The organism is Leptospira weilii, assembly GCF_006874765.1.
Classification (GTDB): Bacteria; Spirochaetota; Leptospiria; order Leptospirales; family Leptospiraceae; genus Leptospira; species Leptospira weilii.
The window spans coordinates 605,001-620,864 of the sequence record NZ_CP040840.1; the positions used below are offsets into that span (position 1 = coordinate 605,001).

Sequence of the window (15,864 nt, forward strand, 5' to 3'; positions counted from 1 at the left end):
AAATACGTTGATATCCGCAAGTTTGGATTCTCGGCCTACGGATTTTGCAAATCTTTGATAGAGTTCGGTTCGAACGATTTTTCTTCGGGGATCGTTGTTCGTCGGAATTGGCCTGGAGCCCAAAATTTCTTTTACGATTTTATAATATGAAGTTAGGCTTTTCTTTTTCACGTTCGCGGGCCAACGTTCGTCGAAAATATGATCCGGCGGTTCTAGGAAAACATTCGCGTAAATCAAAGACCCACCGCCGAGTCCTGCAGAAATAACGACGTCCATGTTTTTGTAATTTCGAATGTCGAATAAACCCGTTTGGTTCAATTTGGAAAGTCTTTTTGGACGGGCTTTGGAACTATCCTCTTCGGGAACGTTCCAAAAATTTTGGGACATGTCGTGAGGAGAACGGGGAAAGGAACCTTTGGGATAGCGTTTTCCGCGTTCCAGAATCAAAACCCGGCCCGGCCATTTTTTGCTCAATCTGCAACCGTTTACGGCCCCGCCGAATCCGGTACCAATCACAACCGCTTCGTATTTTTTCATTACAGCCCCAAAGAGTATATTTGTATATTAAAATAAACTAAATTCAAAACGATTTAAAAGATAGATACCTATGAGCAGGGCTCCCAAAAAAGAAACAAACGAGAACAAAAAATGGAACTTATCCCATTTTTCCAAGGATCGAAATCCCTTACAAATCCGTTTCGAAGACCATTTAGGCAGTTCTTCAAGTTCGTCTCCCAATTTGTGAAGATCCACGAAAGTCAATACGATCAGAATCGAAGTTAAAATCAAAAGCAGAGGATTGATTCCTCCGGAAATGGTGCAAAAGACCTCTCCGGTATAACTCAAATTACCCCAACAAATGAATGTGCGAAAGAAAATCCAGGTGATCAAAATCGGAAAACCCGCGAATACGATAAGGATTTCTCCCCAAATCGATTTCTTTTTAACTTTTCTTTTTCTTTTTTTCCTCGGGTGTTCTTCGCTTAAGGATTCTGCCATAAGTCGTCTCCGTCGTAGAGTTCGATTTGTTTACGGGATTTTTTGTCTTGAAAATAACCGAGGTCTTTCCAAACTTCCAGGGAAACTTGTTTGTAAATTTTCCAAGACTGACCGCAATTCGGAATGTATGGAATGTCTTTTTGTTCGACTACTTTTTGAACGTATTCTTGACAGTTGGAGGCCGGATAACGTTCTTTCTGTATGGGATTGTATTTTGGAAAAGAGTCGGATTCTCTCAATCGATGTAATAGGATTTTTCTGAGTCTGTCCTCGCATTTTGTTCCCAAAATGCAATGCCAGGGATAGTTATTTCCCGTAAGTTCTCTCGCCTTTCTAAAATCTTCCTTGATTACGACTTCCTTCAGATCGGAACGAAATAAATTCGGAATATTTTTCGCATAATTTTCCCACTCGGCAACACGATCATCGTTGTAAACCGGGTGATCGGGTAAGGTCATATCGGAAGCGTGTCCTCTTCCCGTAGGATACATTTTTTTAGGATTTAACAATTTACGATGCGCAAATGAATCTCCTAACAAATGAAAAGCGAAACCTAACGCACATAATCTTTCGGGGAGCCTTTCCTTTTTGGAAATAAGCTTTGTACGTAATCGATCCAAGGTTGTGACGGCTACATTGCGAAGGTGTTCGCTATTTCCACCGGTTAAACCGTGTAACAACTGTTGTACCTCGGCCATTCTCCCCAGAATCTTCGGTGAACCTTGGCTGTTAAGAACCCAAAGTATGTAATCGAAAGGATATTGAAACGCCAGTTTTTGATATACCGAAATCGCATCCAATTCGGGGACCTCGTCCGGAAGCTGAGTACAAAAAGCGATAAGAGCGATTTCGTCTTTGGTTAGCGGAGAAGAAGTCTGAAAGTTATTTAAAACGGTTTGAACGGTGTAAAAATGCCCGTCCTCCTGATACGCATTCACGCTGTGACATAACGGTAGTAGGAGAATCAGTAAGTATTGGGCTAATTTCTTCCAAGACATAGATCGACAATGAATGCTTTTTTTAACAACAATTGCAACAATTGTTTCTCTTTCTGGTGGCTTTCTCGGCATTTTTTGAAATAAGTTGGAAGCAAGGAATAACGCAAATTTTGCGCTTGAGACTCGAAAATATACCTACAACGTGTCTCAAAACCTGCGGGAGCGATCCTTAGAGCGACGGCGCTTGAGTTTTCTGCTTTATCGGAAAGATCAGGCCGGCAACTCAGGCACAACGTTTCCCATGAGGCGCGTTCCGGGTTCTGTCCCCAACGCCCCGGAAAACTCAGCGAATACCTTCATGGGGAGCATCTTGTCTTATCAAAGATAGAACGTAAAACAGGTCGGCAAGATCGATTGAAAATCTCGAACAAATACGGCATTCTTTAAAACGTTGAAAAGTCGTTCGAATCGGATCATTTTGTAGTTCCATATTATTTTAGAAAAGTCTAATGGAAAGAGATTCGTTCTCGATTCGTAAAACTGGGAATTTTTCTTTTAAAAGAACCGATTTTCAGCAATGAGCGTATTTTTCTGTTTACAGGTTTATGGCTTCGCTATTTTGAGAAAGATATCATTTTAAATACCGGAAGGGCTCATGGGGCATCACCATCGTCACTCGCATAATCATTCTCACGATCCCCACGACTATCATCCCGAAAGCGTGGGTAAAAGTCTTGTAATGGCGATGTTTTTCAATCTCGTTTATGCGGGTATCGAGGCGGGAATCGGTCTTTGGTCCGGATCGCTTGCTTTGCTTTCGGATGCGGGTCATAATTTGATGGATGTGAGTTCTTTGCTTCTCGCTTGGATTGCGATTAAACTTCAAGAAAGAGGGCCTTCTCCGGGGTTTACTTACGGTTGGAAAAAATCTTCGATCCTAGTCAGCCTTCTTAATTCTATTTTAATTTTCGGTACTGTGGGTTTTATCATTTACGAATCGATTGAGAAATTATCCAGACCAACTCCTGTTCCTGGAGGAATGGTCGCTGCCGTGGCTTTTGTGGGGGTTTTAGTAAATTTCTCCTCATCCTTCTTATTTCGCAAAAGTAAAGACGAGGATGTGAATATGAAAGGCGCGTATCTGCATCTTCTCGCGGACGGATTGGTGTCTTTGGGGGTGATCGTTTCCGGTTTATTGATTCAATGGCTTGGATTTTTGTGGATCGACCCGATAGTTGGTCTTTTGGTGGGACTTGTGATTCTGTACGGAAATATTCCGCTTTTTAGGCAAAGTCTCCGATTGAGTTTAGATTCCACTCCGGATGCGATTCGATCGGAAATCGTGGAAAGCGAGCTTAAATCCATAGAAGGCGTATTAAATATTCATCATATTCACATTTGGTCTTTGAGTACTACGGAAAACGCCCTGACTGCGCATCTCGTTTTAAAAAACGGTCTTTCTTCCGATCATCAGAGAATTATCAAGTATAAGGCGAGGGAAATTCTGAAGGGTTTAAAAATCGCGCATGTTACTCTGGAAACCGAAGAAGAACGGGAAAATTGCGGACAAGTCGATTGTAACTGACCGCAATGGAATCATCGATGAATCCCGTTTGATAAGAATTTATTCTTCCTGTTCCTGTTTGCTTGTCATTCTTTTGAGCATAGATTCTTGTAAAATCAAAACACTCGAAGTAGCGATCGCAATGAGTTTGTTTTTTGGATTTCTGACTTCTGCCTGCATAGTTAGCATGGCGAGCGATTTAGAAATTACTTTCGCTTCGATCAAAATGTATTCGTCCTTTGGAAAGAAAGTTCTAAAAAACTGCGTAGATAAATCTGTGGTAACGCAGGGTTTTTTAGCGGCAAGATAAGAAAGAGGTCCGAAAGTATTATCTAACGCGGTGCAAAGCATTCCTCCTTGAAAAATTCCCATCGGATTCGCAAAACGATCATCGTAAGGAAACCGAACTACAATCCTTTTTGCTCCTTCGAATTCTACGAATTCGGCCTTCATTTCCTTAAAGGATTTCGGTGGAAGTTCGAGACTGAGATTATACTCTTTGGCCATTTTATCGGACAAGTTGTTCATCACTTCCCATGCTTTTGTAGTGGATTCAGAAACCTGCATTTTTATGCTCCTTCGTTTGTATCATCGATTTAAGACTTTGAATCATTTTCGGAAAATATTCCTTATCCTTTCGGATTCTTGAAATTTGCATTGCCCCTTGGATTGCGGAGATGAATAAGTCAGCTGTATCGCGAACACTGAGAGTAAGCGCGAAGGATCCGTCCCTTACCCCGTCGTACAAAGTTTGTATTAAAAAATCGCGATGTTGGTCTTGAAGAATTAAGGTTTTGTCTCGGATCGTTTGAGAAAGGGCATGGTACTCTGTACTCACGACGCCGAACGGACAAATATTTCCATTTTTACCGGCGTAACTCACATAAAGTTTAAAAAGTCCGAATAGTCTAACGCGGGGCGATCTTTCCCTTATGTTTTCTATGTATTTTTTGAAGTCCTTATCGTATGCTTCTAGTATTTCAAGCCCCAATTCCTCTTTGGAAGGGTAATAATAGTGGATACTCGCCTTTTTAATTCCTAAATCGTTGGCTATATCTTGGAAGCTGAACGATCGGAAGCCGACACTTTGAAAATAATCCTTGGCAATGGTAACGATTTTTTCCTTTGTGCTTCCCCCGGATCTCATCAACCCACTTACCTATCGATAGGTAAGTGGGTCAATCTAAAATTTCATTTTAGAAACAATCTACAAAGCTTATTTCGATTTTCACGGGAATTGATCTTGAATGGTTTTCGATGAACTTTCGTACGATAAAAAGTCATTGGGCACCGAATTTTATGTTCCTTTGGTTTAGAATGAGAACAAAGTGATCTGCATAATAGGCAGATTTTTCAATTCGATAAATGTTCTTGGTCCTTATTACTCATCTCTATAATTAGACGTGCCCAAAATTCTACGCCTAAACGCTGGATTTGTGCTCAAATTGGCGGTATTCTATTTTGTAGCATAACCAAACCCCACAAGTATTTGGATCCGAAGATAAATCTGTCGGAATTCCGACAAAATTCCCCGTGAAACTTACCCCACCCTGATTTTGGGTGGGTGGGGTGATGAGCGACCCGTAGGGAGCAAATCATTGAGCTTGGAGGCGGAAAGACTCGGGAGATTTTTCTCTATCAGAAAATCATACTTTTTGCAAGTAAAAAGTCTCATTCTTGTCGGAACACTTGGAAAATGTACGTTTTTGATCCTTATTATCCCGAAAGCCTTCTTAATCTGTGGAACTCCTGTATTTTAATGCGAACTGACCGAATGGATTGTGGAATTTCTCACAAGGTTTTGAGCGAATTTTCAATTCTTTTATGTCTCTCAAATCGGATTTCGGAATATCGAATCGATCTTTTGTTTTCGTTTGAGAATTTAAATTCTCAATCGGAAAAATTTTACGATCATACTCTTCTGGGCAGTAAGGATAAAATATTATCGAAACCGGGTTTTGGCGAAAAATCCATCAAGGAATGAGCGAGTCTCGGAAGTAACGGAAGGTTTTTGAAAGAATGAATTTGAAATCGTTGTAGAACCAATCGGAGCCCCGATCGTTCCACAACTAAATACATTCGTATATTTTTATTTTCTTAAGGTTTCGGTCGCACTTCCATTTGCCCAAGTTCCTTCTAAAAGTTTACCGCCGTTTTTTACTTCGTAAATAACGGATTCCGATTCTCCCCAATTTACGGTTAGCTTGGATCCTTCCAGGGTTCCGGTTCCGGTAAAAGTCTTTCCGGCAACGTTCCAGGTAAAGAGGTATTCTCCGTTCGATTCTGTGACCGTAACGCTTCCACTATAAGCCGAGCCATTCGGATTCGTTCCGGCAACTTTATACTTGCCGCTGATAGAGGAAGAAGAGGGGGTATTGGTTGGACTACTAGTCTGCGCGTATGCGGTTGAAATAAAACCGAACACCATAAGAACTAGAAACAATTTTGAAATGATTCGAAACATTTGCGTTTCTCCTTGAAGAGTGGGAGAATTTTGAGTGTATATTCGAAAAAGTCAATTCATAATTCTAAAAACAAATAGATTCCATAGGAAATTTATTATATTAAAATGTAGGCGAATCGTACCGAAAGGAGTTTGAACGGCTTTTTATTCTGCGGAATGATTGGATTGAAAAAATGAATTCTGAAAAATTCAATGATCCGAAACCGAAAACATAAGGATCGGAATTATATTTGGAATGAACTGTATTAATTCGGTTCCATGACTGACTCGTTTGGTTTTACAGCGCGTCCCAAATTCGTCGAGCGCCAATAGAAGCGAGACGCCTAGTTTTATCGAGCGATCCTTAGAGAGCGACGGCACTTGAGTTTTCTGCTTTGTCAGAAAGACCAAGCTGCGGGAACCAGCAGAACGCTTCCTAAACTCAAATCTTACTTCCTACGGGTCGTGAGATAGGGCGCGTTTGAACTCTTATATAGAAACGAAAAAAATTCCCAAAAGAAATTTTTTTATCGTTTCTTCTTCTCTTTTCAGCAGAATACGAACCAAATTTGGATTAAAATCGTTTTTATAATTATAACGAGGAAATGAATACGTATATTAAAAAATGAGCGTATTGAAGCGCATGTGTCTTTGAATACGAATAACTTTACTACTCGGCCGCGTGAAAATGATACTCGAAAATAAGCGGTCGGTTTTGCAAAAGTACAGCGGTTCTCAAAAATTAAGTCAAATCGGGAATCCCGACTTTTTAGAGGAATATTCCAATATTCTAATTTTCGAAATAAGTTTGTCATAGTATTCTATTCGTGCGTTCGAGTAGTAATCCAAAGAGGAATGATCGAAGCGCACATTCCCGGAATTCCAATTTTGGCGAATGCTTCTAAGCTTTCTTTTTTTCTATCTTTGAGAAGATTTGCTTCGGAGAGAGAACTTGGAGGTGTTTTATCACTTCAAAACTTGTTGTGTTTTTCTAAAGTGGGCTTTCACATTTTCCGAAGTTTTGAGTCGTATTCTTAACGTGAGTTCGGCGTGAGAAATTCATGATTCATTTAGTCGGAATTTGAACTTTGTAAATCTATTCTTAAAATGTGAAAACTACAACAAATCGCGATTTTACGAACAAATTCTAAAAGTAGGGACTCCTACTTTTAGAAAATTCTTTCTCATTTTCTTTACACCGAATTCACGTTATTCTTAGAATACAAAAGCTTTTCCAATTGAGGAAATTCGGGTATGATCGGAGCGTTATCAATCTGGATTGGGTAAATGACTTGTTAATCTGATAAAAAACAAGGATAAAACAGCATGAGCGAATCCAAAAATAGAGCAAAAGAGGTTTTAGAATGAACCAAAATTTAATTCTCAAAAAAAAGATTTCCATTCAGGCTCCGATTGCGAAGGTTTGGAACGGACTTATCGATCCGGAAGTTATTAAACTCTATCTTTACGGTACTCAAACAATTTCCGATTGGAAAGAAGGGAGTTCGATCCTTTTTACGGGTATTTGGAACGGGAAAGAATATAAAGATCACGGGACGATTCTCAAACTAGAAAAGGAAAAAATATTTCGATACAACTATTGGAGCAGTTTTTCAGGTGTTCCTAACGTCCCCGAAAATTATTCTATCATTACTTTCGAATTGAAATCGGAAGAAACTTTTACTTCTCTTTCCTTAACTCAGGAGAATTTTCCTAATCAAACTTCCTACGAACATTCCGACGGCGGTTGGGACCATGCTTTGAAAATATTGAAGGATCTTTTGGAAAAGTGATCCGAAATGTTCGATCCTTTTAAAAATCAAGACGCGTTAAGTCGTAGTTTCCATTTGGGATAAGATGTCTCGGATTTTGTCCTCGCTTCCCTTCGGTGTTAAAATCAAAAGAACATCACCTTCTTCTAATGTGGTTTTTCCCGTCGGTACAATATGTCTGTCTCCTCTATAGATCAACGTAATCAGCGAATTCTCGGGAAAATTCAAAGAATATACGAATTTTCCGGCGGAATTCGATCCGTAAGGTACGATAAACTCCAAAAGATTTGAATCGCTTTGTTCCCGATTTTCAAATTCGAACGGATAGGAAGCTCTTTGTTCCAAAGGGGCGTCTAATCCGAGCCATCGAACGACTTGAGGAACGCTGGTCCCTTGTAAGAGCAAAGAGACGAGCACCGTAAAAAACACTAGATGAAAAATCTTGTCCGAACCCGCTAAGCCTTGAGCGAACGGAAATGTCGCGAGTATAATCGGGGCCGCCCCTCTGAGCCCAATCCAAGAAACCAATAACTTTTCTCTAATATTATAGCCGGATCGGAAAAGAGAGACAAACACCGCGATCGGCCTTGCGACAAATACAAGAAAAAGGGAAAAGATTATACCCGTTCCGAAAAGCGGAGGGATCCTACTCGGATAAACAAGTAAACCTAACGTTAAGAACATGATGATTTGCATTAACCATGCGATTCCGTCTAAAAATCGGAGATTACTTCGCTTGTGAACGAAAGATTGATTTCCCAACACGAGTCCTGCGATATAAACCGCGAGAAACGGGTTTCCTTGGATTAATTCCGTCGCCGAATATACAAACAAAACCGATGCGGAGATCAAAACCGGATATAATCCTTCGTATTCGAGCTTGATTCGGTTTAATCCTTTGTAGATCGCATATCCGAATATGGCTCCCGCTACCGTTCCAATGGAGAATTGCATAAAGATATGAAGTGCCAATTCTCCGATTTGCGGTGGGCGAGGTCCCAAAAGGCTCAATATGCTCACGGTTAAAAGAACGGCTAACGGATCATTGCTTCCCGATTCGAGTTCGAGCAAAGAGGTTAATCCTTTTTTCATTCCCGTATTTCTGGTTCTCAGTACGTTAAAAACGGCCGCCGCATCCGTTGAAGATACGACTGCTCCCAATAAAAATCCGATAATCGGCGAAAAACCTAAAACGTAGACGGAAAACAATCCCATAACGGCCCCGGTAATCAATACTCCTAAGTTTCCGAGGACAATTCCTTTCCAAAGAACCGGTTTGATCTTTAACCACTCGGTTTCCAGTCCTCCCGAAAATAGGATGTACGCTAATGCGATGGAGCCCACTTGCTTTGCTAGTACGGGATTGTCGAACTCGATTCCCCCGAGGCCGTCCGAACCTGCCGCCATTCCGATGACGAGGAACAATAATAGCGAAGGGACCCCGAACTTGGTGGAGATTCTTAAAAGTCCGATGCTGAGTATGATTAACCCGGATAAGACGAGAGTGCTGAATTCGAATTCCATTCAATACCGTTAGTGTGAGTTTTTATTTTGTCTGGCCTTAATACGAGAAATAGGTTTATTTTCACTTCCTTTTTCATTAAAAAGCAATCACTCCGAAAAAGTTTCTTTTAGGTTTGTTTTGATCTACGTAATGATTCGAAAGATCCTTGGCATAATTTTTTAGATCACAATACCGGGAACCGATTTGCAATCCCTTAAGGAATGCGTCATTGTTAGGTTCCCGCCGAGTGAAGAAAAAACGATAGAAAGGGTTTTGCTAACAAACACTAAGGCCATACTTTTTACAAATAAAGATTTCCCGATTTTTGCGGGAACTCCCGTAATTTCTATCGGATGATAAACACGATTTTTATGTCTCGTTCAAGGATAAATTCAGAATCTATTTCAAACATGACCCTTAATTCCGTATAGAGAATTTTTCAGCTATGTCCCCAAAAAAGATTATCGTCGTTTGATATCCGGACAAGAAATTACTACTGATCTCAGTGGTATTTGCTTTTATGATATCTTTTGAAATAAAGAGGAATAGAGTTCCGCAAGTTCCAAATCTTCCTTACGGGTAATCTTAAGATTAAAGGGATGTGACTCTACGATGGAAGATTTTTTCCCTGCCGTTAAAGCCCAAGAGCAAAGGTCGGTAGGAATCGTGTCCGTTGGTAATGTTAGTAGTTCTTTCAAAATATCCCCTCGGATTCCTTGCGGAGTTTTCATAAACCAAATATGCTCCCGATCCAAGAAGGACGAGGTCTTTCCATTCGATTCTTCTAATACGGTTTCGGAAGTGCGAGAAGCAAGAGTGGAAATTCCATTCTCACGGATACTTTCGCATAACAAGTCCAATTCCTTTAAAAGAACGAACGGTCGAGCGGCGTCGTGAATCAATAAGATATCTTCGTTTTGAATCGTGAGTGCGGATAAACCCCGAAGCATGGACCCGTGTCTTGTCTCTCCGCCTTCTACGATACAATCCTGGTTTTCTAAAAAAGGACCGCAAATAGATTCCGTTTTTGAAATGGATTCCGAATGAGAAACTAAAACGATTTGTTTTTGTTTTTTCCAGCTCTGGAACTTTTTGAGCGTGTGAATCAGGACGGGCTCGTTGGAAAATTCCAAAAATTGTTTTGGAATCTCCGAACCCATTCTCGTGCCGGTTCCTCCGGCAAGAATCAGAACGTAAATTTTTTCAGAGAGAAATAAGGACTTCATTCTGAAAAATTTGTTCTAGGTTTTGGCGTTTTCGAATAAGTTGAAAACTTCCGTCTAAGTCCACAAGAACTTCGGCAGTCTCGGGAAAAGAATTGTAATTTTTTGCGGACATGGAGGAACAATAAGCGCCCGCCCCTTCCATTACAACATAATCTCCTAATTTAGCTTCTCCTGTTATTCTTGTGACCGGCCCGCCGCCTTCGGCTTGCGTGAATAAATCTCCGCTCTCGCAGCAATGTCCCACATATACGTAATTCGCGGTTTTATCGGAGCGTGTTTCCGCTTTGGGAACTACGACTAATGGATGTCTTGCCGCGTAGAGAGAAGGTCTTGTGTTTACGTCCATTCCCGCGTCAATCTTTACGAACGTATAACCTCCGTCTCCCGTGGAAACTACGTCGTCCACTGTGGTGATGATCGAACCGTTATTCACCATTAAAAACGAACCCGGCTCGATCTCTAAGTGAAGTGGAGTTCCGTGTTTTTTCGCGAATTCCTGGAAGAGCTCAACCACGGGTTTGCCGATTTTTTGAAAGTCTGTGGTTTTTTCATCTTCCATTCTACCGACCTTAAAGCCGCCGCCTAGATTTAAGATTCTGCACTCTGGAAATTGCGCCGCGATGTCGAGAGAGACTTGAGCGACCGCTTTCCAAACTTCCGGATCGCTTCCGGATCCGATATGAGTGTGAATCTTAAAAATTTTGAGTTTGTATTTTGAGGCGATTTCCTTTACCTTGTCCAGCTCCTCGTGCCAAACACCGAAGGAAGAAGTTTTCCCGCCCACGTCCGTTTTTTTGGTCTGCCCCGAGCCTAACCCCGGGTTAAAGCGAACGCTGACTTCTTTTCCCGGAAATAAATTTCCAAAGGCTTCCAATTGACGCAGAGAACAAGCGTTGAAGACCACTCCCTTTTCCACGAATTCTTTTAAGTTCTTCGCAAGTTCCTGAGAGGTAAGCATGATCTCTTCCGGTTTGAATCCGTAATGGATCGCTCTCGACACTTCGTATTCGGAGCTTGCATCAATTTGAATTCCCTTTCGTTTTATAATCTCAAGGATCGTTCGATTGGGATTGGCTTTCATGGCATAGCGAACGGTTAATCCGTAGCCGTTCGGAAACGCAAGTGCGGCGTCGCAACTTTTTTCGATCCCTTCCCGAGAATATACAAAAATCGGAGTCCCGAATTGCTGCGCAATCGAGCGTACTTGGAATTCGGTTAAAAATTTTAATTTTTCTATTGGTTGCATAAGTAAAACGGACAATTCTAAATGGTTTTAAGAACACGCTCCAAAAAGGTTTCGTTTTTTAAAAGGCATTTTCCGTCATGGCTGGCAAAATCACTCATTTAGAAGTTCTTTCCCAGGTTTGTAAACATCTGGATCACGGAACTGCGGATCAAAGAAAAATCGCACTTCTAATGCGAGCCGAATCCAACCGAAAGTTCGCAAACATCGGAGCCATTGCTCCGGATATATTTTATTTTTATCATGTACTTTCTCCTCAAAAGACGAAAAAGGCCACAATTTGGGGCGACATGAGTCATCATAACTTCGTTGCGGAACTTGTTTTAAGTTTTTTAGATCTCATTCTGCAGACGGAAATAGGGATTCACAGAGATCGTTATATCGCGTTCACTCTCGGTTATATCTGTCACTGTGTTGTGGACATAGTCACTCATCCGTATATTTTTTACATCTCCGGAGACTTTTACAACAAGGACAAAAAGATCAGCAGTCTCGCGCAGTACAATCATATGAGAGTAGAGAACGCTCTGGATTCCTGGCTTCTCGATTATAGATGGGGAATGACTCCGAAGGAATACGACTTTGTCCATCACGTCGACGCGATCTTTAAATCCGAAAAAAAAACCTGGAAGATGGATCCTATGCTCTGGCATTTTTGGCTTCGCGGTCTTAAGGCGACCTTTCTGGAAGAATTCAAAAAATGTTATATAGGCTCGGAAGACAAGATTATTCCCGGAGATTTGTTAAACGAATCCTTTCTCGGTTATCTGGAATTCCACAGGGTTTTGGATTCCAGAAGCAGATGGATGCGGGGCACTTTGAAGTTTTTAGACCAAATTACGTTTCATAAAGTTAGATCCTCGGTTCTGATGCTTCCTCTCAAGGAACATATAGACAAACGAATCATGAACGAGGAAAAAAAGAAGTGGAATTACCCGGCCGACCCTTCCATCGTGCGAAACGACTCTTTCGTGGAACTGATTAACCGCTCGGCGCAAAACGGTAGGGACGCGCTTACGCACGCGTGGAATTATCTGGAGAATAAAATGAGTCGCTCCGCGTTCTTAAAGGAATACCAAGGATATAATTTGGATACGGGACTTCGTTTTCAAGGAGTCGACAGTATGAAGGAATTTTCACCGTTGGAAGAAGTTTAATCGAATATGAAACAAGAACCAGTCAGTTATTTTTTCCGTTTTTTCGTCATTCATTTTCGGGATAGGATTCTTCAAAGGATTCTAAATTCCGAAAATCCGTTGAAACAATTGGCTAAACTCTGTGCGGGCCTGTTATTTCTCAACGGATTTCTGTTCGTGTTCTCCGTCAAGGATCTATGGAAAGTTCCCGGATCCAATCAGTATGAAAAACCTTCCGTTCTTTATGGAATCAACGATAAGAATGAGTACGAGCCCATCGCGGAATTTTACCGTTTTTCCCGCGTCGTTTTAAACATCAAAGAACTTCCTCTCGAAGAAGACGGCAAACTCAACAAGCTCATTCGTAGTTTTGTTTCCACCGAGGACAATCATTTTTATTCGCATTGGGGGCTCGATTTGCGCGGAATTTTCCGTGCCTTTATGGTCAATCTTTTAGCGGGTAGAATCAAGGAAGGCGCCTCGACAATTACACAGCAGGTCGCTCGTTTAAAATTCTTGAATACGGAACGCTCTTTCCTTCGAAAAGCCAGAGAGGCTTGGCTTGCGCTTTTTTTGGAAGCGGTTTTTGATAAGGACACGTTGATGGAGATTTATCTCAACGAAATTCCTCTTGGTCACGGAACGATCGGAGTCGGAGCGGCGGCTCGGTTTTATTTTCGTAAGGACGTAAAGGATTTGACTTGGGGGGAATCCGCATTACTCGCGAGTCTGACCACGAGACCCACGGAATTCTCCCCCTTGGTCAATCCTAATTCTTCCAGCGCGAAGGTTCGCGTCGTATTTAAGAAATTCGTGGAAAACGGAGTTCTCGACATCAAAACCGCGGAGAGGGAATACGAGACATTTTCGGAATATTATATTACTCTAAATCGTTCTCCGAACGACTCCGCGTTTGGCGATAGGTTGAATCGTTTCCCCTATTTCACGGAATACGTCCGTAAAAATTTGGCGCGTTACATTCCTATAACTACTTTGTACAGCGGGGGGCTCAAAATTTATTCCACTTTGAACATACAACACCAAACTCAAGCGGAGAAGGCTTTGTATGCCGGACTGAAAAATCAGACCGCTCAATCCAATCAGAGGATGTTCACGAAGATCGACGCGTTCGACGACGCCTACGGCGAAATCTACGATCTACTATCGATGTTAAACGACATCCCTGAGTTTAAGTTTAAGATCTCGAAGTCGGTTCGTACGTTTAATCGCACTTGGCAGGAGGATCTGAGGGATGAGCTTGGCGTTTTGAATCTTTTGAGCGGAACCGAATTTTTGGGCGAAGCAATCGATTGGAGTTATAGAAATCAACAAACCGAGGACTTTTTGCTTCCCGTCGAAGGCGCCTTGATTTCGATGCGCCCTGATACGGGGCATATCACGTCGATGGTGGGGGGTTCCGGTTTCCGATCGGATAATCAACAGATTCGCGCTTTCCAAGCCTATCGCCAACCCGGCTCGGCGTTCAAACCTTTGATATACGCGGCCGCGATGGAATATTATAATCAGCATCCGGATCCAAAGAAGAACATAACTGCGGCGTCTCTTTTTTCCGATTCCCCTCTCCAATACGTATTAGAAGACGGTGATGAATGGACTCCTTCCAATTATACGGGAGAATATTCTGGATTTATAAAACTTCGCGAAGCGCTCGAACTTTCCAGAAATAGTGTCGCGGTTCGGGTTTTGGATCACACTGGGATCAGCAACCTCGTGCCGGTTCTGGAAAAAATTCTTCAGGTTGAAAATAGATCCATTCCCAAAAACTATTCCATCTCTTTGGGAACTTTCGAAGTTTCTCCCTACGAGTTGGCCCGCTCGTATGCAGTCATCGCTTCCGGAGGAAAACAGGTATTTCCGTTGAGCGTTCTTTATGTCGAAGATGATTCCGGAAATGTAATTAAGGATTTCAGAGAGGAAGCGAGTAAACAGGAAAGGAAACAAATTCTTTCTCCTGAAATTTGTTTTATTCTCACGTCGATGATGGAAGACGTAATCAAAAAAGGAACCGGAACAGGCGCCACTTCTTACGGTCTCAATCGTCCGGCCGCAGGAAAGACCGGAACGACGAATAACTTTCGAGATGCTTGGTTTGCGGGTTATTCCGCCGAATTGGTAAGTGTGGTTTGGCTCGGTTATGATACCGGAACTCTTTCGATGGGTAAAGGAATGTCCGGAGGTGTGGTTGCGGCTCCAATCTGGGGACGGTTTATGTCGAATGCCCTTTCTCGGGAAAAATCGAAACCCTTTCACTTTGGGGAAACGGGAATCGTTCGAAAACAAATCTGTTCCATTTCCGGGAAACTTCCCGGTTCTCATTGCAATCAAACCGAAGAGGAATATTTTACCAAAGAAACGGTACCCAAAGAAGTTTGTGACGATCATCGCGGAGCTGGTTTTATATCGGAACCCGATCCGCCTCCTTCTCATCAAACCCAAGTGAAAAAGAAGCAGAAAACTAATATTTTCCAGGGTGACGATGATTTGATTCGATAATTCCAAACAAAAATACTTGTCGTTTTGGGATTGAGTACACAAATAGATTTACGGCGTGTCTCCGGTTAGGGGATAGGTTTTGATTGTTAGCAGGAGTTTTAGATGGCCATCGGCAGGGAAAATAATAACAGTGTAATCGGTCCAGGATCTATTTTCGAAGGAAAATTTTATATCGCGGGTTCTCTTCGTATCGACGGTAAATTCGAAGGAGAAATCAAAACGGACGATACTCTTTATATCGGAGAGACTGGAAAGGTAAGAACGAATATCGCGGCCAAAGAGGTGACCGTTTCCGGGACTATGATCGGAAACATCAAGGCTGAAAGCGAAGTTCGTCTGGAAGAAACCGGAAGGCTTCTTGGAGATATTGTCGCTCCTGCGCTTCACCTCGCTAAAGGAGTGGTTGCGAAGGGGAATATAACGATCACAGGCGGACAAAAGAAAGACGTAAAAAAAATCGTAGAAGAGTCTTTCGGCGGAACTCGGACGTTGGACAACGGAAAGGACGAATAAGTTCTTTTCTTC

The 15,864-nt window shown here is 41.9% G+C and carries 15 protein-coding genes (1 of these 15 cut by a window edge); 6 read left to right on the plus strand and 9 right to left on the minus strand.

The window, feature by feature from the left end; translation table 11 throughout:
• The 3 genes in view from FHG67_RS02910 to FHG67_RS02920 are tightly spaced (at most 27 nt apart) and all read right to left on the minus strand, a layout consistent with a single transcriptional unit that may run on beyond the window.
• Positions 1-537, minus strand: partial view of a GMC oxidoreductase gene (locus tag FHG67_RS02910; RefSeq protein ID WP_142499644.1) — the 5' end (the start) only. 1,188 nt of this gene lie to the left of the window's left edge; the window shows 537 of its 1,725 coding nt (coding positions 1-537); it begins with the start codon at positions 535-537; the stop codon falls past the left edge of the window.
• 27 nt (positions 538-564) lie between these two features.
• A complete protein-coding gene (locus FHG67_RS02915) occupies positions 565-999 on the minus strand; it encodes a hypothetical protein (protein ID WP_004500191.1) in 435 nt (144 codons plus the stop codon).
• Positions 984-1,937 (minus strand): hypothetical protein, encoded by a 954-nt coding sequence (locus FHG67_RS02920; RefSeq protein ID WP_002618389.1) that lies wholly within the window; start codon positions 1,935-1,937, stop codon positions 984-986. Before FHG67_RS02920 ends, FHG67_RS02915 begins: the two co-directional genes overlap by 16 nt.
• A gap of 655 nt (positions 1,938-2,592) precedes the next feature.
• Between FHG67_RS02920 and FHG67_RS02930 the strand changes: the two genes are divergently transcribed.
• The gene (locus FHG67_RS02930; RefSeq protein ID WP_020781961.1) at positions 2,593-3,522 is read left to right on the plus strand and encodes a cation diffusion facilitator family transporter; all 930 of its coding nucleotides are present in this window, start codon (positions 2,593-2,595) and stop codon (positions 3,520-3,522) included.
• Between the two features lie 39 nt (positions 3,523-3,561).
• On the opposite strand, the gene FHG67_RS02935 is transcribed toward FHG67_RS02930, so the two are convergent.
• Both FHG67_RS02935 and FHG67_RS02940 read right to left on the minus strand, forming a co-directional pair.
• Positions 3,562-4,068, minus strand: coding sequence for a PaaI family thioesterase (locus FHG67_RS02935; protein WP_002618443.1), 507 nt, complete (start codon positions 4,066-4,068; stop codon positions 3,562-3,564).
• Complete coding sequence (locus FHG67_RS02940) at positions 4,055-4,648, minus strand: TetR/AcrR family transcriptional regulator (RefSeq protein ID WP_004496478.1); 594 nt, start codon at positions 4,646-4,648, stop codon at positions 4,055-4,057. Before FHG67_RS02940 ends, FHG67_RS02935 begins: the two co-directional genes overlap by 14 nt.
• A 612-nt stretch (positions 4,649-5,260) precedes the next feature.
• Here FHG67_RS02940 and FHG67_RS02945 point away from each other — a divergent pair.
• Complete coding sequence (locus tag FHG67_RS02945; protein ID WP_232426380.1) at positions 5,261-5,485, plus strand: hypothetical protein; 225 nt, start codon at positions 5,261-5,263, stop codon at positions 5,483-5,485.
• Positions 5,486-5,590: 105 nt separating this feature from the next.
• Here FHG67_RS02945 and lfb1 read toward each other — a convergent pair whose 3' ends face one another.
• Complete coding sequence (gene lfb1, locus FHG67_RS02950) at positions 5,591-5,965, minus strand: LIC10280 family protein (protein WP_004496452.1); 375 nt, start codon at positions 5,963-5,965, stop codon at positions 5,591-5,593.
• A 1,343-nt stretch (positions 5,966-7,308) separates the two neighbouring features.
• Between lfb1 and FHG67_RS02960 the strand changes: the two genes are divergently transcribed.
• Positions 7,309-7,737 carry an SRPBCC family protein gene (locus FHG67_RS02960; RefSeq protein WP_004500192.1) on the plus strand — a complete coding sequence of 143 codons (429 nt, stop codon included), beginning with the start codon at positions 7,309-7,311 and terminating at the stop codon, positions 7,735-7,737.
• A 36-nt stretch (positions 7,738-7,773) separates the two neighbouring features.
• Here FHG67_RS02960 and FHG67_RS02965 read toward each other — a convergent pair whose 3' ends face one another.
• The 3 genes from FHG67_RS02965 to FHG67_RS02980 all read right to left on the minus strand — a co-directional run bounded on the left by FHG67_RS02965 (position 7,774) and on the right by FHG67_RS02980 (position 11,692).
• Positions 7,774-9,240 (minus strand): potassium/proton antiporter, encoded by a 1,467-nt coding sequence (locus FHG67_RS02965; protein WP_004500161.1) that lies wholly within the window; start codon positions 9,238-9,240, stop codon positions 7,774-7,776.
• 498 nt (positions 9,241-9,738) lie between these two features.
• Complete coding sequence (locus FHG67_RS02975; protein WP_004501830.1) at positions 9,739-10,446, minus strand: IspD/TarI family cytidylyltransferase; 708 nt, start codon at positions 10,444-10,446, stop codon at positions 9,739-9,741.
• Positions 10,424-11,692, minus strand: coding sequence for a diaminopimelate decarboxylase (locus tag FHG67_RS02980; protein WP_061230748.1), 1,269 nt, complete (start codon positions 11,690-11,692; stop codon positions 10,424-10,426). Before FHG67_RS02980 ends, FHG67_RS02975 begins: the two co-directional genes overlap by 23 nt.
• 77 nt (positions 11,693-11,769) lie before the next feature.
• Here FHG67_RS02980 and FHG67_RS02985 point away from each other — a divergent pair, with 77 nt between their 5' ends.
• From FHG67_RS02985 to FHG67_RS02995, 3 genes are all read left to right on the plus strand, one after another.
• Complete coding sequence (locus tag FHG67_RS02985; RefSeq protein WP_002618417.1) at positions 11,770-12,846, plus strand: zinc dependent phospholipase C family protein; 1,077 nt, start codon at positions 11,770-11,772, stop codon at positions 12,844-12,846.
• A 6-nt stretch (positions 12,847-12,852) separates the two neighbouring features.
• Entirely contained in the window at positions 12,853-15,339 is a 2,487-nt protein-coding gene (locus FHG67_RS02990) for a penicillin-binding protein 1A (RefSeq protein WP_016760893.1), read from the plus strand.
• Positions 15,340-15,441: 102 nt separating this feature from the next.
• A complete protein-coding gene (locus FHG67_RS02995; RefSeq protein WP_002618425.1) occupies positions 15,442-15,852 on the plus strand; it encodes a bactofilin family protein in 411 nt (136 codons plus the stop codon).
• The last annotated feature ends 12 nt before the right edge of the window (positions 15,853-15,864 follow it).

What these genes read in the sequence shown, in the direction of transcription:
- FHG67_RS02915 (WP_004500191.1), bottom strand. Translation starts at nt 999, where the DNA reads ATGGCAGAATCCTTAAGCGAAGAACACCCGAGGAAAAAAAGAAAAAGA.
- FHG67_RS02930 (WP_020781961.1), top strand. Translation starts at nt 2,593, where the DNA reads ATGGGGCATCACCATCGTCACTCGCATAATCATTCTCACGATCCCCAC.
- FHG67_RS02935 (WP_002618443.1), bottom strand. Translation starts at nt 4,068, where the DNA reads ATGCAGGTTTCTGAATCCACTACAAAAGCATGGGAAGTGATGAACAAC.
- FHG67_RS02940 (WP_004496478.1), bottom strand. Translation starts at nt 4,648, where the DNA reads ATGAGATCCGGGGGAAGCACAAAGGAAAAAATCGTTACCATTGCCAAG.
- FHG67_RS02945 (WP_232426380.1), top strand. Translation starts at nt 5,261, where the DNA reads ATGCGAACTGACCGAATGGATTGTGGAATTTCTCACAAGGTTTTGAGC.
- lfb1 (WP_004496452.1), bottom strand. Translation starts at nt 5,965, where the DNA reads ATGTTTCGAATCATTTCAAAATTGTTTCTAGTTCTTATGGTGTTCGGT.
- FHG67_RS02960 (WP_004500192.1), top strand. Translation starts at nt 7,309, where the DNA reads ATGAACCAAAATTTAATTCTCAAAAAAAAGATTTCCATTCAGGCTCCG.
- FHG67_RS02965 (WP_004500161.1), bottom strand. Translation starts at nt 9,240, where the DNA reads ATGGAATTCGAATTCAGCACTCTCGTCTTATCCGGGTTAATCATACTC.
- FHG67_RS02975 (WP_004501830.1), bottom strand. Translation starts at nt 10,446, where the DNA reads ATGAAGTCCTTATTTCTCTCTGAAAAAATTTACGTTCTGATTCTTGCC.
- FHG67_RS02980 (WP_061230748.1), bottom strand. Translation starts at nt 11,692, where the DNA reads ATGCAACCAATAGAAAAATTAAAATTTTTAACCGAATTCCAAGTACGC.
- FHG67_RS02985 (WP_002618417.1), top strand. Translation starts at nt 11,770, where the DNA reads ATGGCTGGCAAAATCACTCATTTAGAAGTTCTTTCCCAGGTTTGTAAA.
- FHG67_RS02990 (WP_016760893.1), top strand. Translation starts at nt 12,853, where the DNA reads ATGAAACAAGAACCAGTCAGTTATTTTTTCCGTTTTTTCGTCATTCAT.
- FHG67_RS02995 (WP_002618425.1), top strand. Translation starts at nt 15,442, where the DNA reads ATGGCCATCGGCAGGGAAAATAATAACAGTGTAATCGGTCCAGGATCT.